This window comes from Flavobacterium cheongpyeongense, assembly GCF_003202435.1.
Lineage (GTDB): Bacteria > Bacteroidota > Bacteroidia > Flavobacteriales > Flavobacteriaceae > Flavobacterium > Flavobacterium cheongpyeongense.
The window spans coordinates 36,564-59,363 of the sequence record NZ_QJHK01000009.1 but is presented as its reverse complement, the minus strand read 5'-3'; the positions used below and the strand labels follow the sequence as shown (position 1 = coordinate 59,363).

Annotated in this window: 25 protein-coding genes and 1 tRNA gene; 9 read left to right on the top strand and 17 right to left on the bottom strand. The window is 35.2% G+C overall.

The genetic code is table 11. From position 1 onward, the window contains the following. Nucleotides 1-15 precede the first annotated feature (15 nt). From traK to DMB65_RS11615, 9 genes are read left to right on the top strand one after another with little or no spacing between them, the layout of a single operon-like run. Complete coding sequence (gene traK, locus DMB65_RS11655; RefSeq protein ID WP_110306825.1) at nucleotides 16-636, top strand: conjugative transposon protein TraK; 621 nt, start codon at nucleotides 16-18, stop codon at nucleotides 634-636. Between the two features lie 14 nt (nucleotides 637-650). Then, entirely contained in the window at nucleotides 651-1,145 is a 495-nt protein-coding gene (locus DMB65_RS11650) for a hypothetical protein (protein ID WP_110306824.1), read from the top strand. A 4-nt stretch (nucleotides 1,146-1,149) separates the two neighbouring features. Beyond that, on the top strand, nucleotides 1,150-2,433 hold the full coding sequence (gene traM / locus DMB65_RS11645) for a conjugative transposon protein TraM (protein ID WP_110306823.1): 1,284 nt from the start codon (nucleotides 1,150-1,152) through the stop codon (nucleotides 2,431-2,433). A gap of 18 nt (nucleotides 2,434-2,451) precedes the next feature. Then, nucleotides 2,452-3,297: a conjugative transposon protein TraN gene (gene traN, locus DMB65_RS11640; protein WP_110306822.1), complete on the top strand. Its 846-nt coding sequence runs from the start codon at nucleotides 2,452-2,454 to the stop codon at nucleotides 3,295-3,297. Between the two features lie 28 nt (nucleotides 3,298-3,325). Further along, nucleotides 3,326-4,123, top strand: coding sequence for a hypothetical protein (locus DMB65_RS11635; RefSeq protein WP_110306821.1), 798 nt, complete (start codon nucleotides 3,326-3,328; stop codon nucleotides 4,121-4,123). Between the two features lie 42 nt (nucleotides 4,124-4,165). Next, nucleotides 4,166-5,188, top strand: coding sequence for a hypothetical protein (locus tag DMB65_RS11630; protein WP_110306820.1), 1,023 nt, complete (start codon nucleotides 4,166-4,168; stop codon nucleotides 5,186-5,188). Nucleotides 5,189-5,202: 14 nt separating this feature from the next. Beyond that, a complete protein-coding gene (locus DMB65_RS11625; RefSeq protein WP_110306819.1) occupies nucleotides 5,203-5,487 on the top strand; it encodes a hypothetical protein in 285 nt (94 codons plus the stop codon). Nucleotides 5,488-5,529: 42 nt separating this feature from the next. Beyond that, nucleotides 5,530-5,967, top strand: a complete 438-nt coding sequence (locus DMB65_RS11620; RefSeq protein WP_110306818.1) for a hypothetical protein — start codon at nucleotides 5,530-5,532, stop codon at nucleotides 5,965-5,967. 39 nt (nucleotides 5,968-6,006) lie between these two features. Next, nucleotides 6,007-6,297 (top strand): helix-turn-helix domain-containing protein, encoded by a 291-nt coding sequence (locus DMB65_RS11615; RefSeq protein ID WP_110306817.1) that lies wholly within the window; start codon nucleotides 6,007-6,009, stop codon nucleotides 6,295-6,297. 125 nt (nucleotides 6,298-6,422) lie between these two features. Here the strand turns inward: DMB65_RS11615 and DMB65_RS11610 are convergent, their stop codons facing one another. The 17 genes from DMB65_RS11610 to DMB65_RS11525 form a co-directional block, all read right to left on the bottom strand. Next, nucleotides 6,423-7,643 (bottom strand): site-specific integrase, encoded by a 1,221-nt coding sequence (locus tag DMB65_RS11610; RefSeq protein WP_110306816.1) that lies wholly within the window; start codon nucleotides 7,641-7,643, stop codon nucleotides 6,423-6,425. Nucleotides 7,644-7,903: 260 nt separating this feature from the next. Further along, nucleotides 7,904-7,991 (bottom strand) — tRNA-Ser (locus DMB65_RS11605). Between the two features lie 138 nt (nucleotides 7,992-8,129). Continuing rightward, a complete protein-coding gene (locus DMB65_RS11600) occupies nucleotides 8,130-8,528 on the bottom strand; it encodes an acyl-CoA thioesterase (RefSeq protein WP_110306815.1) in 399 nt (132 codons plus the stop codon). Nucleotide 8,529: 1 nt separating this feature from the next. Further along, entirely contained in the window at nucleotides 8,530-9,660 is a 1,131-nt protein-coding gene (gene ribB / locus DMB65_RS11595; RefSeq protein ID WP_110306814.1) for a 3,4-dihydroxy-2-butanone-4-phosphate synthase, read from the bottom strand. Between the two features lie 4 nt (nucleotides 9,661-9,664). Continuing rightward, a complete protein-coding gene (locus DMB65_RS11590) occupies nucleotides 9,665-11,116 on the bottom strand; it encodes an LptF/LptG family permease (RefSeq protein WP_110306813.1) in 1,452 nt (483 codons plus the stop codon). Between the two features lie 8 nt (nucleotides 11,117-11,124). Then, the gene (locus tag DMB65_RS11585) at nucleotides 11,125-11,817 is read right to left on the bottom strand and encodes a LolA family protein (protein ID WP_110306915.1); all 693 of its coding nucleotides are present in this window, start codon (nucleotides 11,815-11,817) and stop codon (nucleotides 11,125-11,127) included. A 7-nt stretch (nucleotides 11,818-11,824) separates the two neighbouring features. Next, nucleotides 11,825-14,278 (bottom strand): DNA translocase FtsK, encoded by a 2,454-nt coding sequence (locus DMB65_RS11580; protein WP_110306812.1) that lies wholly within the window; start codon nucleotides 14,276-14,278, stop codon nucleotides 11,825-11,827. A 20-nt stretch (nucleotides 14,279-14,298) separates the two neighbouring features. Then, the gene (locus DMB65_RS11575; RefSeq protein WP_110306811.1) at nucleotides 14,299-14,673 is read right to left on the bottom strand and encodes a diacylglycerol kinase; all 375 of its coding nucleotides are present in this window, start codon (nucleotides 14,671-14,673) and stop codon (nucleotides 14,299-14,301) included. Between the two features lie 9 nt (nucleotides 14,674-14,682). After that, nucleotides 14,683-15,180, bottom strand: a complete 498-nt coding sequence (gene tpx, locus DMB65_RS11570; RefSeq protein ID WP_110306810.1) for a thiol peroxidase — start codon at nucleotides 15,178-15,180, stop codon at nucleotides 14,683-14,685. A gap of 450 nt (nucleotides 15,181-15,630) precedes the next feature. Continuing rightward, complete coding sequence (locus DMB65_RS11560; protein ID WP_008462029.1) at nucleotides 15,631-15,888, bottom strand: DUF6952 family protein; 258 nt, start codon at nucleotides 15,886-15,888, stop codon at nucleotides 15,631-15,633. A gap of 83 nt (nucleotides 15,889-15,971) precedes the next feature. Continuing rightward, nucleotides 15,972-16,280 (bottom strand): thioredoxin family protein, encoded by a 309-nt coding sequence (locus tag DMB65_RS11555; protein WP_031453681.1) that lies wholly within the window; start codon nucleotides 16,278-16,280, stop codon nucleotides 15,972-15,974. Between the two features lie 168 nt (nucleotides 16,281-16,448). Then, nucleotides 16,449-17,087, bottom strand: a complete 639-nt coding sequence (locus DMB65_RS11550; RefSeq protein WP_110306808.1) for a peroxiredoxin — start codon at nucleotides 17,085-17,087, stop codon at nucleotides 16,449-16,451. 127 nt (nucleotides 17,088-17,214) lie between these two features. Continuing rightward, entirely contained in the window at nucleotides 17,215-18,828 is a 1,614-nt protein-coding gene (locus DMB65_RS11545; RefSeq protein ID WP_110306807.1) for a glycoside hydrolase family 3 protein, read from the bottom strand. A 2-nt stretch (nucleotides 18,829-18,830) separates the two neighbouring features. After that, a complete protein-coding gene (locus DMB65_RS11540; RefSeq protein WP_110306806.1) occupies nucleotides 18,831-19,280 on the bottom strand; it encodes a GNAT family N-acetyltransferase in 450 nt (149 codons plus the stop codon). A 161-nt stretch (nucleotides 19,281-19,441) separates the two neighbouring features. Next, complete coding sequence (locus DMB65_RS11535) at nucleotides 19,442-19,777, bottom strand: hypothetical protein (RefSeq protein WP_110306805.1); 336 nt, start codon at nucleotides 19,775-19,777, stop codon at nucleotides 19,442-19,444. A gap of 21 nt (nucleotides 19,778-19,798) precedes the next feature. Next, the gene (locus DMB65_RS11530) at nucleotides 19,799-21,070 is read right to left on the bottom strand and encodes an MFS transporter (protein WP_110306804.1); all 1,272 of its coding nucleotides are present in this window, start codon (nucleotides 21,068-21,070) and stop codon (nucleotides 19,799-19,801) included. Beyond that, nucleotides 21,057-22,628 carry a glycoside hydrolase family 10 protein gene (locus tag DMB65_RS11525; protein ID WP_110306803.1) on the bottom strand — a complete coding sequence of 524 codons (1,572 nt, stop codon included), beginning with the start codon at nucleotides 22,626-22,628 and terminating at the stop codon, nucleotides 21,057-21,059. Before DMB65_RS11525 ends, DMB65_RS11530 begins: the two co-directional genes overlap by 14 nt. Nucleotides 22,629-22,800: the final 172 nt, after the last annotated feature.

Below are 22,800 nucleotides of genomic sequence, written 5' to 3'. Positions count from 1 at the left end.
CTAAATTCAAAGTTTATGTTTAGCAAAATGAAAAATATTGACACTGCCTTTCGGCATGTTCGTGGTTTTACCCTGCTGGTCATTATAGGATGTATCCTGATTAGCTGCTTTTCACTTTATAAAAGTTTTGCGCTTGTATCTCAAATGCAGAACAAGGTTTATATACTGGCTAACGGAAAGGCGCTGGAAGCCTATGCTTCGGACCGAAAAGACAATATACCTGTAGAGGCAAGGGATCATGTAAAAACGTTTCATAAGCTGTTTTTTACACTTGACCCGGATGATAAAGTCATTAAAAGCAATGTAACAAAGGCTCTTTATCTGGCGGATGACAGTGCCAAACGGGTCTATGACGATTTAAAGGAAAACGGTTATTACTCCGGCATTATATCAGGGAACGTCAGCCAGACGATACAGATTGACAGTGTGACTATTGACCTTAACAACTATCCGTATGAATTCCGATGTTATGCTACTCAAAATATCATTCGTACCACCAGTATTGCACATCGAAACCTTATAACAGAAGGCAACCTTCGCAATGTATCGAGAAGTGACAACAACCCGCATGGCTTTTTAATCGAGCGCTGGAATACTATTGAGAATCTGGACATAAGTACTGAAAATAGAAAATAATAAAGCTGTACATCATGAAACTATTTTTTAAACGAAATAGCAAAAAAAGCGATGTTCTTGCAACTGCTAAAAATAATCTATGGCAAAAGTTTGACCAGGCTAATCTGCGATTGCAGTATAAATGCGCCAATTGGCTGGAACGCAAAACAGCTCATTTTACACGTCTTAACTGGATTGTGATTCTGTTGTGTTTTACAGTATTTACAACTAGCTGCAGTATATACCTGATTGTTAATAGTTTTTCAGGTAATAAAAATAGAAATATAACAGTAACCCCGATTACCAAACCAACCAATCTGGTACCCACAAAAGAAAAGCCTCTTGAACTCAATACAATTATTAGCGAAACTGAATTTGAAAAAATCACAAGTTTTCGTAGGTATATGGATAGTTTGGGGCGCAGTCCGACAGGGAAAAAAACGCATGACAGCATTGTATTAAATCGTCCCGGACTTCTGGACAGTTTAACAATAATAGAAAATTATTATTACTCACATCTTAAAAATTAATATCATGGAACAAAACACAAAATCATTAAAGGCCTTAAAACATCGTAAGATGCTCTTGGTACTGCCAATATTGGCTTTGCCATTTCTAACTGCCATATTTTGGGCATTGGGAGGTGGAAAAATGGATGCTGCCAACTCAGCAGCACCACAGCAAAAAGGTTTTAATCTAAAACTTCCCAATGCGAACCTGAAAGAAGGACTTCCAATGGATAAAATGAATTATTACGATCTGGCTGCACTTGATTCAGCAAAGCTTGATGAACTTATTAAAAAAGATCCCAACTATTTGAGCCAGTCTTTTCAGATTGATTCAACCGAAGACAGCAGTGCTGTTACTCAGAGAAAAGAGCGACATGGTTTAAATAAATCTGTTTATCGCGATCCAAACGAAGAAAAAGTACATCAAAAATTGGAAGCATTGCAAAAAGCAATAAATACACCAGTAGCAGTTCCGGAGCAAAATAAAGATTATGTAAAAATTGCAAAATCGAATGAAACCTCGCTGCATTCCAATGATGTGGACAGGCTCGAACAAATGATGCAATCCATGAATGAAGAGCAGGAAAGTCAGGATCCGGAACTACAACAGCTCGGTGGAATGCTCGAGAGTATTTTGGATATCCAACATCCCAACAGAGTGCAAGAAAAATTGAAAAAAGCTTCCGAGGCTCAGCGTGGACAAGTCTTTACTATTTCCACCAAAGCGTATGAAGATCCTGTTTCTTCTTTACAAAGCAAAACAATGAACAGTTCTGAGTATAAACAGAATGGTTTTTACTCTTTAGACGAACTCGAAAATGATGATTCAATGCAGAATGCTGTAGAAGCCATTATTCATGAAACACAAACAATTGTAAATGGCTCGACAGTTAAATTCCGACTCATGAATGACATATTTATAAATGGCATTAAAATTCCAAAAGACAATTTTTTGTTTGGAACAGCTTCGTTAAAGGGAGAAAGGCTGACAATCAACATTAGTAGTATTAGATACAACAACTCCTTATTTCCGGTGGATTTGTCTGTTTACGACATGGATGGACTTGTTGGTATATATATTCCGGGAGCCATTAATCGTGATGTCGCCAAAGCATCCGCTGATCGCTCCATGCAAACTTTAGGAGTTGCATCACTAGACGATTCCTGGGGAGCTCAGGCGGCTGGAGCGGGAATTGAAGCGGCTAAAAGCCTGCTAAGTAAAAAAGTAAAACTAGTTAAAGTAGTTGTAAAAGCGGGGTATAAAGTACTGCTGCGTGATGAAAAACAGAAACAAAATGATTCCAATTAAAAACTAAAAATGATACAGATGAAAAATTTTAAACTATTGGTGATGGGTTATTTATTATTTATGACCATCGGTGTATTAGCACAGCAATTAAGTAAAAACCATTTATCCAAAACGGAATCGGACTCTTTAATGATAGCCTATTCAAAAACGACCAATATTGTATTTCCTTTTGCTATAAGAAGCGTTGATAAAGGAAGTCCCGATATACTGGTACAAAAAGCGAAAGGTCTCGAAAACATTCTTCAGATCAAGGCGGCCCAAAAAGGATTTTTCCAAACTAATCTTACCGTAGTTACTGCAGACGGGAAACTCTATTCTTTTGTAATAAACTATGACGAAGAGTTTGCGCAGCTGAATCTTACCCTTAATAAAACTAAGCCCGATGGACAGGAAATTTATTTTTCAGATGAAATTATTAATGATCAGGATATTGAGGAATATTCAAAATTAGCGCTATACGACAAAAAAAAGCTGCGAGGTCAAAAGGAAAGTAAATACGATATTGATTTTAGGCTCAATGGAATTTTTATTCGTGACGAAGTAATGTATTACAGGATAAAGATAACCAACAATTCTAAAATCAATTATGAGATAGACCAGCTTCGTTTTTTTATTCGCGACACTAAAAAAATAAAACGTACTGCTTCACAGGAAATCGAAATTAAACCAATTTATATCCTGAATGAAGTTGATAAAATTCAAGCTGAAGCAGAAAACATCTTTGTGTTTGCGCTACCAAAATTTACAATTCCGGAAAAAAAATATTTAGCCATACAGCTCATGGAAAAAAATGGCGGCAGACATTTAGAAGAACATGTCAAGAATACAAAACTGGTACAGGTGACTGTACTTCCCAAACTATAAACTATTTAATAATTAAAAAATTGAAATCATGAACGAGAAAAATTTTGAATACTTACGCGACCAGTTAAAGTACACTGGTTTTGGAGATACATTAGAGTCTGAATTAAAAGAAAAAATGCAAAAGGAAGAACCTAATTTCACTTTGACGCATAATGCGCAATATGGTAATGATACTGCTACAGCTACGTTAAATTTCAATAAGTCAAAAGAAAGTGATCTGTATTTCTTTAATTCTTATAAAGTGGAATTGCAAAAAGAGAATTCCAAAGAAAATTTGGAGCAAACCTTTTATATCAATAAAGGCAGCAACATCACCATGAAAGAGGCTTACAATCTTATGGAAGGCAGATCAGTAAATAAAGATCTTACTAATAAGGAAGGAGAAATTTACAATTCTTGGGTTCAAATCGATTTTAAGCAATCCGAATCTAATGGAAACTTTAAACTAAACCATTACCATCAGAATTACGGCTATGATTTAGAAGCAGCACTCTCCAAACATCCGATTAAAGAACTGGAAACCCCAAAATACAAAGAAGACTTGATAAATTCTTTGAAAAAGGGAAACCTGCAATCGGCTACTTTCCAAAAAGGAGGTAATGAGATCAAGCAGTATATTGAAGCCAGCCCGCAATTCAAAACAATTAATATCTATGATAATAATATGAAAAGGATTGACAATCGTAAAGCTCAGGAAGAAAAACAATCCGAAAGCCAGCAGACCTCAGAAAAGCAGAGCAGCAAAAAACAAAACCAAACAGCCGATGATGATGGACCTGAAGTGCCAAAGGAAGCTAAGAAGAAAAAGAAAAGTCAATCCATGTAATCAGTAATGATGAACGAACAACTTCCCATAAACAGAGTAGAGATGGAATTGAACCAGTGGCGCTCCAGGGAAGAGCGTTTTAGTAAACTGTTTAATTTTAGTCTTTCCAATAATAGGTCACTGATCAAAGAAAAGCTGCATCATTACGAGCGAATTGGAACAAAATATAAGGGCAGCAAAAATATTGAGGAACGTTTTGCTTTGCAGATGCTCAAGCAGGAAAAGGACAAGATTCTAAAACAGCTTTATCCTAATTTATTGGTAAGACTCATTCGTAAACTAGTTGTCGCACCGCTTATAGATCAAATTGCAGTGCGTAAGGATGTAAAAGAAGAGCAGAAGAATAACCAAGCGCTGTGCGATCAAGTGCAGCGTATTGGTTTTAGAGATTTGTCAAATCAAATTGATCAACAAATCAAACAAGGTCACCAGCAATTTACTATTCCGGTTTCCTATTACATCAACGAAAAAGAACGACTGGATCATGAGCTTTCTTTTGTTAAAGACCAAAGCGGACAGTATCAATTTGAAGGTTATACAGCTAGTCTAAATAATGAGTTAAAACCTGAAGAAAATAGAAGTCAATATTTCAAATTACAGGAAGGGAATTCTGTTGACACAACACAGGCTTATAATTTGTTGTCAGGACGAGCGGTTCAAAAGGAAAAATCCTGGATGCAACTAGATCTTAACGACAAAGATGCTAGCGGCAATCATAGAATCAAAGAATTTTATTCCGGATACGGTTATGATCTTGAAAAAGCCGTACAGCAACTTCCTTTAAAGGAATTAAACAATAAAACTCAAGCCGATAAATTAAAGGATGATTTAAAACAAGGAAATAGGCTGCCTGTAACCTTGATTAAAAATGGAAATGAACATCGGTTTTATATTGAAGCTAATCCTCAGTTTAAATCAGTAAATATTTATGACGAGCACTCAAGAAAAATTACGCTATCAACAGCATTGGGGAATAAAACAATGGAAACTGTAAAACAGCAGCAAAAGACAAATGAGAGTCAACAGGTGAATCATTCCACAAGAAATGGTATGCGTGTAAGCTGATAATCTAGGAAATAATGAAAACATTAAAACCTTTATCTGATTTCTTTAAGGCAATAGAAAAAGATTACCGTATTAGTATCACTCATATTGGTATATATGCGGCATTGCTTCAATTTAGGGCTGAAAAGGGTTTTGTTAATCCTATTGAGGTCTATAGGTATGAAATCATGAAGCTAGCCAAGATAACGGGGCCTGTAACCTATCATAAATGCATTCGTGAGCTAAATGAGTATGGTTATATAAGTTATCTTCCAAAACGCAATAGAAACCAAAGGAGTACGATTTATTTCAATTCTTAGTGACATTGATATAGAAGTAAAATTGCAAAAAAAGTTTATGTTATGAAGAAGTTTGCTTTTGAAGAACTTCCCGATGCGGTTTCAAAATTGTATGGGAGGATGCAAGAAATAGAAAGGTTTTTAGAAAAAAATAAACCTAACCTTAGTAAAAGGAATTCGTCACTTAATGCCTTAGCACAAGAGAAGTGCAGTTCTAATTTCAATAAGAGCGATTTGGCACAACTTTTTTATATTCTTATGGATGAGAAAATTTTATTTTTTGATGACCTTAATCAGAAGTGTAATAGAAGCAAAATTCAGCTTTTTATAGAAAATAATTTTACATATATAGGAGATTCAGGGCTTCAAACAAACATAGATACTATAAGTAAACAGTTTTCTGAGTCAAAAGGATTTACCTATAAAGACAAGCAAATAAGATTTCTTGAGAATATTATTGTTATACTTGAAAAACGGAGAGAAAAATTAATTTGCTGGTAATCTGTATCACTTAAAATGCAATACTAAAAATTAACTATTATGTCTAAAGAAGATAACAAAACTAAAATGTCCTATATATTAGCAATCAAACAATTGCTAGATCCTTTATATGCCAGACTAGAAAAAATAGATTCAAAAATAAAAGGAAACAATACAAAAGACAGTTTACGATATTATAGAAATGAAGATTTAAAGAAAATATTTGGACTCTCAAATAATACAATCATTAAATACCGTCAAACGGGTATACTTCCTTATACTAAATTAGGTGATATTTACTTGTATGAATCAAGCAAAATAGAAAAAATACTTAGCGAAAACGAACCGTGATTATTATTGATTGTACTTCTACAAGTAAGATAAGATTCTATTTCAATACAAAGGCAAAAGGATTCAATTGTGAATTCTTTTGCCTTTTTAATAGTAGTCTAGTCAGTGTTTAACTGGCTAATTGTTCAAGTATACTTTTGTTTTAATTTTGACATATCTTCCATGATATTCATATCCAGTACCTTAGCATAATGCTGGGTTTGTTTAATATTAGTATGTCCCATCATTGCTGAAACATTCTCTATTCTTATTCCATTACCTAAAGTCACGGTTGTTGCAAACGTATGTCTCGCTACATACCAAGTGAGGTGTTTATCGATACCGCACAAATCAGCAATTTCCTTTAGATAAGCATTCATTTTTTGATTAGATAACTTTGGGATCAGTCCAATTTGCATGTTTCTGTATTTATTAATAATCGCCAAGGTGGGAGGAAGAATAGGGACATTTGCCCTAATTGCTGTTTTTGCCCTATTGGTCATAATCCAAAGATTATCATTTCCATCCGAAGATATGTTATTGGATGTAAGGTTAGCGGCATCTACAGGTGCATATCCCGTATAACAGCTAAACAGAAAAACATCTTTAACCTTTTCTAGGCGTTTAACTGAAAATTTCTTGTTTTCAATTAAATTTAATTCTTCCTGAGTAAGAAATATAGCATCTGTGACATGCAGTTTACCATCATAAACATTAAAAGGGTCTTTGTCTATTATACCCATTCTGATGCTGTATTTACATGCTGTTTTGTACATGCGCATGTATTTGACTACCGAGTTATTTTGAATGCCTATTTTGCCTTTAAAGCTGCTGTCATATTTAAGAAAAGCCTCAAGATTGTAAACATAGGCACTGTTCACTTCTGACAAAGAAATATCTTGTATTCCATACTGTTTTGTCATAAATGTGATAAGCAAATCTTTTGCACGTTCATATTTCTGGTAGGAAGCCTTTGATCGCTCTCCGGCATCAACCTTTCTTTTAAAGAACTCATTATGCCTGTTCATAATTTCGATTATGCTTACAGAATCTTCTTTTACGGCTGTTTCTCCTTTAAATTCATCTTTGAGTAATTGCAATGAAAAATCCTGATCAATTTTAAGAAGTTCATTGAACTTCTTCTCCATACCAAGAAGAAAAAGATCCAGGGCATTCTTAATAACCTTTTCTTTTTCAAGTTTTAGAACACTTCTTAGGTTGTCAGTAAATTGCCATCTTTCTTTTAAGATCGATTTACCCGCCGCCATCGTTATGGATTGCTTCTTGTACGAAATGCGGGCATAAATTGGAGATTCTCCACTTTTGTTGAATTTACCTGCTTTGAGATAAAAAATTACTTTTAACATAACTCACAATTTTAAATTAATAATCAAATTGATTTAAAATCGCTGAAAGTTTGTAGTGTTTTCAGGGAATTCCCGGGCAATTCACTTTTTTTAGTGACCCTTTTTTTGCTTTTTTTTGCGAAAAAAAATAGGGGTCACTCATAGGGTCACCGTACTTTGATAATATATGTGTTTTTTGACAAGTGACAAAAAACGAAAAAGCCTTTAAATACTTGTATTTAAAGGCTTTTGACTTTTAAAGTTTCTTTTGAAACTTCTACTGGCGGAGAAAGAGGGATTCGAACCCCCGGACCTGTTACAGTCAACAGTTTTCAAGACTGCCGCATTCGACCGCTCTGCCATTTCTCCAGTATGTTGCCATCATTTACTGATTGCGAGTGCAAATATAAGACGCTTTTTCGGTTTTGGAAACTTTTTTAGAACTTTTTTTGATAGATTTTCAAGTGTCTAATTATCAGTGTTTACGAAAGTGTAAATTTTAAAAAATTATTCTAAATCGTCTAAAATCGGCGTTGGTTTTTTGTTTTCATCTACGGCAACAAACGAAAAAGTTCCTGAAACTACCGTTTCGCGAAGTTCTGAATACATTTGCTCCATGAAAATATCAACATGAATTTTGCAGCTTGTTCTTCCAACACTATCCACTTTTGCAACTAATTCGATTAAAGTGCCGGCCGGAATTGCTTTTTTAAAATCAATTTGGCCGGTAGAAATAGTCACCACCTTCTTTCGGCTGAATCGTGTCGCACAGATAAAAGCTACTTCATCCATAAGGTGAAGCGCCGTGCCTCCAAATAAAGTGTCGTAATGATTGGTGGTACTCGGAAAAACGGCCTTGAAAATATGTGTTTCAGACTTAATGATTCTTTCTTCTAAAGTACCCATATTAATAGTTTACGTATTCTGTAATTTCCAGACCGTAACCAATCATTCCCACACGTTTGGTTTGCTGGGTATTAGAAACCAGTTTAATTTTTGAAATATCAAGATCATGTAAAATCTGGGCACCAATACCATAATCTTTCGTATCTATAACGACTTTAGGAGCTTTCATAGTTCCTTCTGCCTGCAAGGCTTTTAATTCAGAAATTCTGTTTAATAAGTTTACAGCAGTCATGTCCTGATTAATAAAAATAACGGCACCTTTACCGTCTTCATTGATGATTTTAAACATATCATCCAATTGCTGATCGACATTATTGGTTAGAGTACCCAATAAGTCATTATTAACCTGAGAAGAATGGATTCGGGTTAAGATGGATTCGCCTAAATTCCACGTTCCTTTGGTTAAGGCAATATGTATTTGTTTATTAGTGGTTTGTTCGTAAGCTCTTAATCTGAAAGTGCCAAAACGGGTTTCGATATCAAAATCTTCTTTTTTAACGATCAGACTGTCGTGTTGCATTCTGTAGGCGACTAAATCTTCAATAGAAACCAATTTCAGATTGAATTTTTTGGCAACTTCAACCAATTGTGGCAAACGTGCCATCGTTCCGTCTTCATTCAGGATTTCACAAATAACCCCTGCAGGTTTAAAACCGGCTAATCTGGCAAAATCGATCGCAGCTTCTGTATGACCTGTTCTTCTTAAAACACCACCTTGTTTGGCAACTAAAGGAAAAATATGTCCCGGGCGGGCTAATTCATGCGGTTTCGTATTTTGATCTACCAGTGATAAAACTGTCTTTGCCCTGTCAGCGGCAGAAATTCCTGTGGTAACGCCATTCCCTTTTAAATCAACAGAAACTGTAAAGGCAGTTTCCATATGATCGGTATTATTGGTCACCATCGCGCGCAAATCAAGTTCTTTGCAACGGCTTTCTGTCAGTGGCGCACAAATTAGCCCACGGCCGTGAGTCGCCATAAAGTTGATCATTTCCGGAGTTGTTTTTTCGGCTGCAGCCAGGAAATCACCTTCATTTTCGCGATCTTCATCATCGACTACAATGATAACTTTACCCTGACGAATATCCTCTATAGCTTCTTCAATGGTATTGAGTTGTATTTTTGTTGACATAGTATTATTGTTTTTGAGCAGGGAAAAATCGCTCGGAAATTTTTTGAAATAGTTGTTGAACAGGAGTTGTTATTGCATCAAAATTGACTAAGCCATTGTCGTTTGTAGCACGATAGGTCAATAAAATTGCTAGTGGAGATAATATAATCGAAGACATCCAGGCTCCCAGAAACGGAGTCATGCCGCCTTCTTGTGATAATCTTTTTCCAAAAGTATTGATGAAATGAAAAGTAATAAAGATTAAAACCGCAAATACAATAGGTAAGCCAAGTCCTCCTTTTCGGATAATCGCTCCCAAAGGCGCACCGATAAAAAACATTAAAAAGCAGGCAAAAGCAATAACAAACTTTTCATAAAGTGCCGTTAGGTGCTTATTGATATCCCGCTGTTTGTCTTTTAATTCCTTTTGAGTCGATTCGATAGAATACAGCGTGCTTGTCATATTACTGCTTGCCATATCTAAAATCGCCTTTTTTTGTTTGGTAGTATAAAGTGATAAAAGATTGTTAGGCAATGCCTTTTTTTTCTTTTTTTCTTTTATAACTGTAGTGAATTTGGACAGTCCTGTCCGTTGGTTTATATTTTCAGTAAAAGAAACCACTTCATTATCCCTGTTTTTATTCAGTGAATCTAGTGTGTAGCGCAATTCGTTTACATTTAGCATGCTACTGGTACTGTTAATGTTGTCGTTTTCAGTATCCGTTTTGTTTAATTCTGATAAATCTATATTGATGATTTGTCTTTTAAAGGCTCCTTTTACAAAAGGTAATTTAGCCCTGTCTTCGTATTTTTTTGGAGTAACATCCTGATAGTAATAACCGTCGTTAAGTACCAGCTTTAAAATACTGGACTTTTCGCTGCTTACTAATTTACCGTTTTTGGCTTTTATAACCGTTTTGTTTTCTCCCATATTGGAAGGCTTTTCATGGATGGTAACACCTGTTAAGATATTGCCGTTTTCTCCGGATTTTTTATTTACCTTAATATTATAAAAACCAACATCATTAAATTGCCCCTCGGCTATGGCCATTGCAGGTTTGGCCTGAGCGATGTTTTTTCGGAAATTAACAAATTTATATTCGGCAAAAGGAATGACATTATTAGAAAACCAGAAAGCAACAATGCTTAATAAAAATATAAAAATGATGAGTACTCTCATGGCACGCTGAAGGGAAATACCCGAAGATTTCATGGCTGCAAACTCATAGTTTTCAGCCAGATTACCAAAAGTCATGATCGAAGCCAATAAAACCGATAAAGGTAAAACAAGCGGTATAATCCTTGGCATTGAGAAAAGCAGGAACTTTACAACTAATATCAAATCCAGGTCTTTTCCGGCGAGTTCAGAAATAAAAAGCCAGACGGTCTGAAGTATGAATATAAAAAAAAGGATTACAAATACCGTAGTAAATGTAATCAGGAATGTTTTTAATAAGTATTTGTCTAAAATTTTCAACCTTGTAATTAATCTAATTTATTGATGTAGTATTTCGGGTATTTACTCGCTACAAAGGTAAATTGATTTTTTGACAATGGCTGATTGGTTTTAAAAGAATTAACGGTTAAAGTTGTTTTTGTTCCGTTTTTTCCTGTTTCAATCAAATTGTAAATATGTTTGGTCTGTACATCAATACCTAACAGAATTTCTTTTCGCTGATCTTTTCCGCTGTTTGGCACTAATTTGATATATTGGATTTTTCTTCCTTTAACATTTTGAACGATATCCATATTATATTTGTATCCGGAATTAAAAAAAGTAAGCATTTTTGAAGGCGTAATAGCGTTGTCGTCTTTCTCATTTACTTTAGAAATCGTAACCTCTTCGTCTTCCGGAACAATCGTGTATGTCTTTTGTCCGTCAAATATTTTGGTAACGCCCATGAAATTCAATACATATTGATTGCCTTTCATGATTACATTTCCTTTGCTGTCCTGATTAATATTTTCTTTAGCGTTATTTAAAGAATATTTAAAATCAATTGAAATATTGTTGTAGCTTTTTATTTTTGTGGTTACCTGGTTCAATAAATCTTTGGCTTTTTTATCCTGAGCCTGAATAGAAGTAAAACTCAAAAGCAATAAAATTGCCATTTGCAGACACTTTTTAGTCATTTTCATGATAGAATTGTTTGTGATTTCCTGAATTTTCGTTTTCATGATGGAATTAATTTTGTTCATTATTAAAAAATTGGTCAAGAGCACTTAAATCTAAGATATTTACAGTTCGGGCTTTACTGCCTTCAAAAGGCCCTACAATGCCTGCTGCTTCCAGTTGGTCGATCAGACGACCTGCCCTGTTGTAGCCTAATTTTAATTTTCTTTGAAGTAATGAAGCAGAACCCTGTTGTGCATTGACAATAATTTCTGCCGCCTCTCTAAATAAAGTATCTCTTTCGGAAATATCCATATCAAGATTGATGCCAGTATCTTCTCCTACAAACTCCGGAAGTAAATAAGCCGTGGCATACGCTTTTTGTGAACCAATAAAATCAGTAATTTTTTCGACCTCAGGAGTATCAATGAAAGCACACTGAACACGTACGACATCATTTCCGTTTGTATATAATAAATCTCCGCGACCAATTAACTGATCGGCTCCCTGAGTATCCAGAATAGTTCTGGAGTCAATTTTTGAAGTTACCCTAAAAGCAATTCTTGCAGGGAAATTGGCTTTGATTAAACCGGTAATTACATTTACGGACGGTCTTTGTGTTGCAATAATCAGGTGAATACCTATCGCACGTGCTAACTGGGCAAGACGGGCAATCGGGATTTCCACTTCTTTGCCGGCAGTCATAATCAAATCAGCGAACTCATCGACAACTAAGATGATGTAAGGCAAAAAACGGTGTCCCGCTTCCGGATTTAGTTTTCTGGATTTGAATTTTTCATTGTATTCTTTGATATTACGCACCATTGCATCCTTCAATAGTGAATAACGGTTGTCCATTTCAACGCAAAGTGAATTTAAGGTATTCACTACTTTGGCATTGTCAGTAATAATCGCATCTTCGGTGTCGGGAAGCTTGGCTAAATAATGTCTTTCAATTTTGTTAAAAAGTGTAAGCTCGACTTTTTTCGGATCCACCAGTACAAATTTCACTTCAGCCGGATGTTTTTTGTATAATAAGGAAGTCAGTACAGCATTTAACCCAACCGATTTTCCTTGTCCGGTAGCTCCTGCCATCAGAAGATGGGGCATTTTGGCTAAATCGACCACAAAAGTTTCATTCGAAATGGTTTTTCCCAAAGCAATTGGAAGTTCCATTTCTGCTTCCTGAAATTTAGCCGATCCAATAACACTTTTCATCGAAACCATTGTAGGGTTCTTGTTCGGAACCTCAATACCTATAGTTCCTTTTCCGGGAATCGGCGCAATAATACGGATTCCTAAAGCAGATAATGACAATGCAATATCGTCTTCTAAGCTCTTGATTTTTGAGATTCTGATTCCGGCTTCCGGTACAATTTCGTATAAGGTTACGGACGGTCCCACAGTTGCTTTTATCTGCGCAATTTCAATTTTGTAGTTGCGAAGTGTATCAACAATTCGGTTTTTGTTTTCTTCTAATTCTTCCTGATTAATTGTAATTCCGCCAGTTGAATATTCTTTTAATAAATCGATGGTTGGGAATTTATAATTGGATAAATCCAGTGTAGGGTCAAATAATCCGAAGTCTGCCACTAAACGTGATGCCAGATTTTCTTCGATAATATCCTCTTCTTCTGATTTTTCAATCACAAATTCTTCGTTATGCTGAACAGGAGTTTCCAATACTGGATTGATGTTCATCTCTACCGGCTTTAAAATTGGATTCAAATCAATTTCGGATGCATTTGAAATAGTAGGCTTTAAGGCCTCTTTGTTGATTTCAAATCGTGTATCTACTGTTTTTAGATGGATATTGTCTAATTCGGGATCTTCTTCCTCAATCGCAAATTCTTCTAAATTATAAGCACTTTCAGGTTCCTGAGCTGTTTTAATAGTGTTTAATTCTGTTTTTAATTCATTTTTGGTAGAGTCAAAATAAGACTGGATTTTTTCAGGCGATACTTTGATTTTAAAAATCAGATAAACAATTAGTCCGAAAAGCAGTGTGAGTAAAGTTCCTGTTTTTCCGATATAATCCTGCAGGAATAAATTGAGTTCAAACCCAATTGTACCGCCTAATTCCGGTGCAGATGTGGCAAAAAATCCAAATAATATAGAAACAATTATAATGGCAAATAAATCCCAGAACCAGGTGTTTTTTAGTTTTTTGGTTGACATTTCCAGGGCCAAAAATAATCCGGTAAGGAAAAAAAGACGTACAAAAATGAATGAAGCAATTCCAAATCCTTTATATACAATTAAATCAGCAAGATAAGCTCCGAATTTTCCGAGCCAGTTTTGCACCACTTCAGTGCGGTCATCCAGTTGGCTAACAGCACTTTGATCAGTCTGCCATTGACCGTTGATATAAAAAGAAATAAATGCAACTAATAATGCAATAGAAAATAGTACCAAAAGGCAGCCTAAAACAAAATTTTGCTGTTTAGATAATTTCCAGAACTTTTTAGTGTCAGCTTTTGGATCGTTTTTTTTGTCTGTAGTTTCTTTTTTGGTTGTTTTTGCCATTCTTGGGTATCCTGTTTTGCCTATACAAATTTTGGTATATAAATAATCAAGCCTATTGCTATTGCTGTCATGGCGGCAAAAAATACTGCTCCGGCAGCAATATCTTTAATAAATCCGATTTTCTCGTGGTAATTTGGGTGAATAAAATCGGCTACTTTTTCTACAGCTGTATTTAATCCTTCTACACTTAATACAAGACCAATTGAAAAGATTTGAAAAAGCCATTCCTCATGAGAAATGTCAAAATAAAAACCGGCAATAGTCATTAATATTCCAAGAGAAAACTGTACCATAACACTGTGTTCGGTACTGATTAATTTTAAAGCTCCCTTAAAAGCGTATGTCACGCTTTTAAGTCGGCCTTTAACAAAAGTATTGTCTTTTTGAAATTCCATTTAGGGATCTTATAATGCTGCTAAAGCTGCTTCGTAATTTGGTTCGTTTGCAATTTCGCCAACTTGTTCTGTATGTATCACCTTTCCGTCAGCATCAACTACGATAATTGCTCTTGAAAGCAAACCTTTTAACGGTCCGTCAACAATGTCTAATCCATTTGCTTTACCGAAAGACCCGTCCTGAAAGTCGGATAAGTTTACCACATTTTCTAAACCTTCAGCACCACAAAAACGTTTTTGGGCGAATGGCAAATCTTTAGAAATGCAAAGTACAGCTGTGTTTTCTAAATTGCTGGCACTTTCATTGAATTTTCTAACAGAAGTGGCACAAGTTCCGGTATCGATACTTGGAAAAATATTTAAAACTAATTTTTTACCGGCGAAGCTGCTTAATGAAGCTACTGATAAATCATTTTGTACTAATTTGAAATCAGCAAGTTGTGTTCCTACTGCCGGTAATTCGCCTGATGTATTTACAGGATTTCCTCCTAAAGTTATTGAAGCCATGTTTTTTATTTAGATTAAATGAGGTTCAAAAGTAAGGATTAAAATTTGAATCTAAAAGTATTTGTTTGGGGTTGTGATGACAATTAGGTGAGTTTTAAGATAACGAAAATTTGTAAATTTTAGTATTTTCAATGTCTGTCTCAGCGGTGTCGAAAGAACTTATTTGTACTAAAGCTTTCTCCCTCGTTCAGAATGAGAAAAATTTTAGCCTATTCTCTTTATTCTTTATTCTTTCCTTTTTTCTCTATGTTCTTTCTTCCGCGAGAGGGATGGAAGCAAGCTACCGAAGTAGCGCAGACAGCCCGACAGCATTAGGAAAAGGAGCGAATGCAGACAAAGTGAAGTAGCACCTTTTTCTAATGGTGGCTCGCCCAAACGATGATTTTGTTGCATAAAAAAAAGCGTCTCTTTATTCAGAAACGCTTCTTTGTCTTTTTGAAAGAGGTCTGTTTATTTATCGATTGAGCCTAAAACACGTTTCATAAACGTATTTAAAGCTTCTTTTTTATCGGTTCCCTGAGCTACTAATTTTTGAACTTCAAGTGCGCCATACATGTTTGAAATCAATTCGCCAATTACGTCTAATTCTTCATCTTTCAGAGAAGGGATTTCGGTCATAGCTTCCAGAACTTCAATTGTTTCGATGATATAATCCTGATCGTTTTCTTCGATAAATTGTGTTAAATGCTTGATTACAGGTAACTTCATTTTTTAGATTTTTAGATTACGGGATGATTGGATTTTTAGATAAGATTCGAAAAATCTAATAGTCTAAAAATCTAACAATTTATTTACGCAATAGCGTTTACCAGATCGATTAATACTTCTTGTTTGTTCGTCTGTGTTTCGCCAACTAATTGTCCGTTTACGAAAGTAGCGAAAGTAGGCAGATTGCTTACATTGGCTAATTTTCTGGATTCAGGAGCATTTTCTGCGTCAACCAAAACAAATGTGATAGCTTCATTTTCTGTGGCTAATTTTTTGAATTTTGGTTTCATAATACGGCAATTTCCACACCATGAAGCTGAATATTGTACTACTACTTTTTCGTTTTTAGCAACTAAATCTGCTAACGTATCTTCGTTTAAGTCGATTAACATAGTTTTAAAATTTCAATGTCAATTTGAATGTCAAAAATCAATTTTTTAAGCAATTGATATTGAATTCAAATTGAAATTATTGTTTGTTTTTTGAAGGAATTTTGAAATTCAATGGCAAAGTCAGAATTGAATATTGAAATTGCCATTGAAATTGTTTGTTATTGCAAATTAGTTTGCGCTTAAGTATTCAGCAGTACTAACTCTGTCAGCAGACATGGCTTCTTTACCAGCTTCCCAGTTTGCCGGACAAACTTCACCTTTAGTCTGGATGTGTGTGTAAGCATCAACCATTCTTAAGTATTCGTTTACGTTACGTCCTAATGGCATATCGTTGACACTTTCGTGGAAGATTTTTCCGGTTTCGTCAATTAGGTAAGTCGCTCTGTAAGTTACGTTTGAGCCTTCGATAATCACTGAGTCAGTATCTTCGCTGTAGCTTGTAGATTCGATGTCAAGGATACCTAAAATATTGGATAAGTTACGGTTTGTATCTGCTAAGATTGGATACGTTACACCTTCGATTCCACCGTTGTTTTTTGGAGTGTTTAACCACGCAAAGTGTACTTCGTTTGTATCACATGAAGCTCCAATTACGATTGTATTTCTTTTCTCGAATTCTGGTAATGCAGCTTGAAAGGCGTGTAATTCAGTTGGACATACAAAAGTAAAATCTTTTGGATACCAGAACAATAGTACTTTTTTGTTGTTGTTTACTGCTTCTTCAAAGATGTTGATTTTTAAGTTGTCACCCATTTCTGAGATAGCATCTACTGCAATACTTGGGAATTTTTTTCCTACTAAAGACATATTTTTCGTTTTAAAGTTTAAATATTTATTTCTGCTGCAAAAATAGGATAGAAGTAAAGGTATTTGCAATAAGAAGTGATTATTAATATTTATAAGTTAATAAGATTTGACTATACACGCTTTTAACTTACTGAATATCAATTTTTATGGGTAGTTTTCCGTTGCATGATGTATTTTCTAATAATTGATTTGCTGCTGTTTTTTGAAATGCCTCAAAATCCTGATAGACCTGAATTAAGCCTGATGCTTTTTTCAGATTTGGAATTATGGGTAACACATAGGGATTTCCAAATACGTAAAGGAGGCATTTTTTGGTTTCTAGCAATTCAGAAAGTAAATTCAGCACTTCATCATTTATCTCAAAGTTATGCGCAGGTTTTGCCTTTGGTACGAATAATGAAATAATAAGGGTTTCGAAATTTTCAAGTTCCTTTTTAATTTCTGAAATACGGGAACTTTCCAGATTTTCAAAAGCAAATTCGGGAGATTGTAATTTTGCGTTTAACGTTTTAAAGAATGTGTTTTCTGTATTCCTATATAAACTTAATTTGGCTAATGTGTTGTTTTTTTGTGCTTTAGTGGCTAAAACTGAAATTCCGTTATCAATGATCTTGGTGATTGAGTCTTGCGCTATTTCCAGATTTAATTTTGATGCATTCTCAAAATTCAATTCGCCCGAGGTAAAATTGTTATCTGAAAATAATCCTACTTTTTTTTTGGCTCTCCGGATTCTTTCAAAGCTTTCAAAAATACGATCCGGAGAAGCATTTTTATAGATCGCTTCGATTCCTTCGGGAACATTTTCGGCGAAACATAAAATATCATTTCCGGCATTAAAAGCTTCCCATTCCAGCTCGCCTTTTGTTTCATATAATTTAGAAACGCTGTGCATGTTTAAGGCATCAGAAATAACTAAACCATCGTAACCCAATTTATTACGCAATAAGTCCTGAATAACCGCTTTTGATAAAGTTGCCGAAGTATCTTTTCCGCCGTTTAAACTCGGAACCGCCAAATGACCGATCATAATCGAATCGACATTGTTTTCGATTCCTTTGATGAAGGGGTATAATTCGTTTTCCAGTAATTCTTCCAGAGTCTCCTTTAAAACCGGCAATCCTAAATGCGAATCGACATTGGTGTTTCCGTGTCCGGGAAAGTGTTTCAGGCAGCCTAGAATCCCAACTTCAGACATTCCTTTTAAATATTCTAGGGCAAAATCAGCGACTTTTTCTTTGTTTTCACCAAAAGAACGATACCCAATCACGGGATTCTCCGGATTGTTATTGATATCTGCCAAAGGCGATAAGTTGTAATGAATTCCAGCTGATTTTAAGTCCAAAGCAATTTGTTTTCCGACTTCATAAACCAAATCAGATTTACTTTCCGGTAAAGCACCTAACGTAATTGCATACGGATATTGTGGTGTTTTTTCGATACGCATGGCCAAACCCCACTCGGCATCAATACTGATTAAAAGTGGTGTAGAAGCTGCTTTTTGGTAACGAACAATCAGTGCTTTGATTTTTTCGTAGCTGTCATCATTAAAAACAACTTTGTTCTTGCTTTCGTAATTGGTTGCCGCACTTGCACGACTATGAAAAAACGTCAGTCCGCCAATATGATGTTCTTTTATGAGACGTTCAGTTTCCCGGATATTCTCTTCGGTATCGTTGATAAATACGGCTGGAAAGAAAAATTGTCCTATACTTTGGCGTAATGCTTCGGCTGTCATTTTCATTATTATAAAGTCTTTTTCATGCAGACACTATTGTCCATTTTTTCGTAAGGCGGGTAATTTGGAATTATAGTGTAATTTAATTTTTGATATAAGTTGATGGCTTCAGGCTGTTTTTTCCCGGTTTCGAGAATGGTATACGTAAAACCAACTTCTTTGGCCCAGATTTCGAGTTCTTTTAAAATGGCAGAAGCAATACCTTTTTTTCTGTGATCCGGATGTACGTACATTCTTTTTATTTCTGTTGTTCCGGTTTCTTTTTCGCGAAAAGCACCGCAGCCAACAGGAACGCCATTTTCTAAATATACAAGAGCATGTTTTATTTTATCAGTTTTATTAAACTGATTGTAAAAGGCGTGATCGTCGCCATCCCTAATTGCTAACTCCTGATCCAATAAAGCAACCAGATTTATAAAATCAATATCGTCTGAATGAGTTCGTTTTATGTTGATCATGATTATTTTTCTTTGAGTTGATTTTTCAAACACAGAGAAGCATAGTTTGTCGTTTTTAAAAATAAGATTTTCACTATTTTAAACAAATCTAGTCTGTGTTGAGAACCTAGTTTCTCTTTTTTGCACAAAATAAATCTACGTGTTTAAAATTAGCTTGATTTCTACTTAGCTTTCTTTTGTTTGGCCAATTGTTTTTTGGTTTCAATTGCTTTTTCCAGACGGTTTTTGAATCTAAAAAGTTTAGGTAATCCTTCTAACCGGTCTTCGATTGTGATTTCTTCGTAAACCATAATCGCTTTTTCTAAAACCCGGATTTCATTGTCCAGATCAAGCTGGTTTTTGTAAATGTTGGCCAATCGGTCATAAGGATGATTTCCTTTAAAACCTTCTGCGACATTCTCTTCATACAGCGCAATTGCTTTTTCAGGATTTCCCGTTTTTTCGAACTCAGCTCCTTTGAGATTGCGTTCGATCTGCAAATTTTCGTTGATTTCCATAGGTAAAAGTTTGATTTGGGGTTAAACTTCTTCTGATTTTTTCCCAAAATCTTTCGGGAAAATTAAAAAACGTGATAAAATAAGACCTGGAATTGTGGCAATAAAAACCCAAATAAAGAAGTTTTGATAGCCTAAAAATTGTTGTATGTATCCGCTTAACATTCCCGGAAGCATCATTCCCATTGCCATAAATCCGGTTGCCAGTGCATAATGCGCTGTTTTTGATTCTCCTTCAGCAACATGAATTAAGTACATCATGAAGGCGGTGAAACCAAAACCGTAACCAAATTGTTCTAAAATTACAACACCATAAATATAATAAATAGATGTGGGATGAAAGAACGCTAATAAAATAAATCCAATGATTGGAAGATGCATTGCTAAAAACATCGGAAGCATCCATTTGGTAAGACCTTGTTTTGAAATGGCAATTCCACCTAAAATCCCACCTAAAGTTAAAGCCCCAACTCCAAATGTTCCGTAAATTATTCCAACCGCTTCGGTATCGAGTCCCAATCCGCCTAATTCTTTTCCGTCAAGTAGAAACGGACTTAACATTTTAAGCAATTGCGATTCTCCTAATCTGAAAACTAAGATGAAAGCCAAAACTAATCCGATTTGTTTTTTTCTGAAGAAACTTGCAAATACAGATCCGAAATTTTGATCATGATGGGTTTCTTTATTTTCTACAGCGTTAATTTCTGTTTTTGGTGTTGAAAAGAAGTTATAAATGGTAATAAGTGCCATTAAAAAGCCTACAGCGATCATAGTGTAGGACCAGGCCTTTGTATTGTCACCGTATTTATGCTCCAGGTATCCTGCAAAAAGAACAATTAAACCGTTTCCGGCTAACATCGAAAGCCGGTAAAAAGTACTTCTGATTCCTAGAAAAAAAGACTGTTGTTCCTTTGGTAAAACTAATAAATAAAAACCGTCACTGGCAATATCATTAGAAGCCGAAGCAAAAGCCGCAACCCAGAATATCGCCAAAGTCATCATGAAAAATCCGTTTACAGGAATCATAAATCCGACCAGTAAAAACGCGATTGAAATTAATAACTGCATCGATAAAAACCATTTCCTTTTGGTTCCTGTCAATTCAATAAAAGGACTCCACAAAGGTTTAATTACCCATGGCAGGTATAATAAACTGGTATAAACACCAATATCTTCGTTTGAAATCCCAAGATTTTTGTACATAATTACCGAAACCGAAATTATAATGGCATAAGGCAGTCCGGAAGCAAAATTTAGAAGCGGGATCCAAAACCAGGGAGTGTTATCTGTTTTCATTAGGTTGTGCTGGGTAATAGATTTTAAATGTCTTTTTTAAGTCAATAATCGTTGGCGTACTTTCGTTTGCAAAATAATCAATAAATGTGACAGCACAAGCTTTATACGGATTCATTTTTTCGGCTGGAATAGAAAATGAAATTGTCCCGTTGTTTTGACATATTGTTACCTTTTGAACAATTTGGCTTGCATCATTAATATTGATTTTCGAAATATGTTCAGCCCCATAAACCACTATGTATCTTACTTTTGTGTTCAAAGGGGATTGGATGTTTATGGTATAACGCAGGCTGTCTTTTTTGTATTCATTGACAACAGGTGTATCAATGATTACACGTTTTAAATTGGGAACTGCAGCCGGAAGAGCCGGATATTTATATTGATTTTCTTCTAAATGGCGCACAATATCAAAGTTCTTGTCCATGAACCATTTAGCACTGAAATAAGCACTTCCTGAAACATTTTTAAAACTTCTGGCAAAATCCACCTGATTAGGTATTTCTGACATGAAATTCCAGCTTTTGTCATTGTCTGATCTGATTTTATAGGGGGCGTGACCAATGTAAACCGCTGTGTTATTTGAGTTTTCTGCCCACCATTTTACTAATTTTGAGTAATTGGCAACACGATTGTTCATGCTCCAATACAATTGTGGCAGAATGTAGTCGATCCATTTTTGATCCATCCATAAAACAGGATCTGCATATAAATCATCGTAATTTGAAGTAGACTGAGTTTCTGAGCCACGCGGATCAACCGATTTATTTCGCCAAACTCCAAAAGGACTGATTCCGAATTGCACCCATGGTTTGCTGGCTTTGATGGTTGTCGAAATCGTGTGAACAAAGTTGCTTACATTCGCACGGCGCCAATCGCCAAGTGATAAACCATTTCCGTATTTTTTATACGAAGCAGTATCGTTAAAAACTTTTCCGGGAACAGCGTATGGATAAAAATAATCATCAAAGTGAATGGCATCGATGTCGTATTTGTCTACGACTTCCTTAACTACATTTGTTAAATGGGTCTGAACTTCAGGCAAAGCAGGGTCATAATATAATTTTCCGCCATATTCGATCATCCATTCAGGGTGTCTGAAGATGTCGTGCGTTGGGCTTAGTTGTTGTTTGTTTAAATCAAAAGTAGCCCGGTACGGATTCATCCAGGCATGAAATTCAAAACCTCTGTCGTGCGCCTGCTCAATCATCCAGGCCAATGTGTCGTAATATGGATTAGGTGCCAGACCTTCTTTACCGGTTAAAAATCGGGACCAAGGAGCGAGTTCTGTTGGGTAAAATGCATCGCCCACACTTCTAATCTGAACGATTACGGCATTGTAATTTAGTTTTTGGTATGTTTCTAAAATTTCAATATAATCAGCTTTTTCTTTATCTACGCCATCAATGGCTGTTTTTGGCCAGTCAATATTAACAACCGTTGCAATCCAGACCCCTCTAAATTCGTTTTTAGGATGTTTGGTTTTTTCCTGCGAATTGACGTTCCATCCAAAGAAACATAAATATAGAATAGAGAATATTAGGTGCTGATTTTTATGCATTTCAATCTTTTTTAACAGAAACCAAAAATAGTTTTTTTAGTCGACTATAATAAATAATTCATAAATTATAATTTCAACACTATTTATTTGGTTTTCATGTCATTGTTTTGGCTTTTTATAAGATTAGTTTTGTGTCTGAACTTGATTATTAATTTTTGAAGCAGAAAGATTA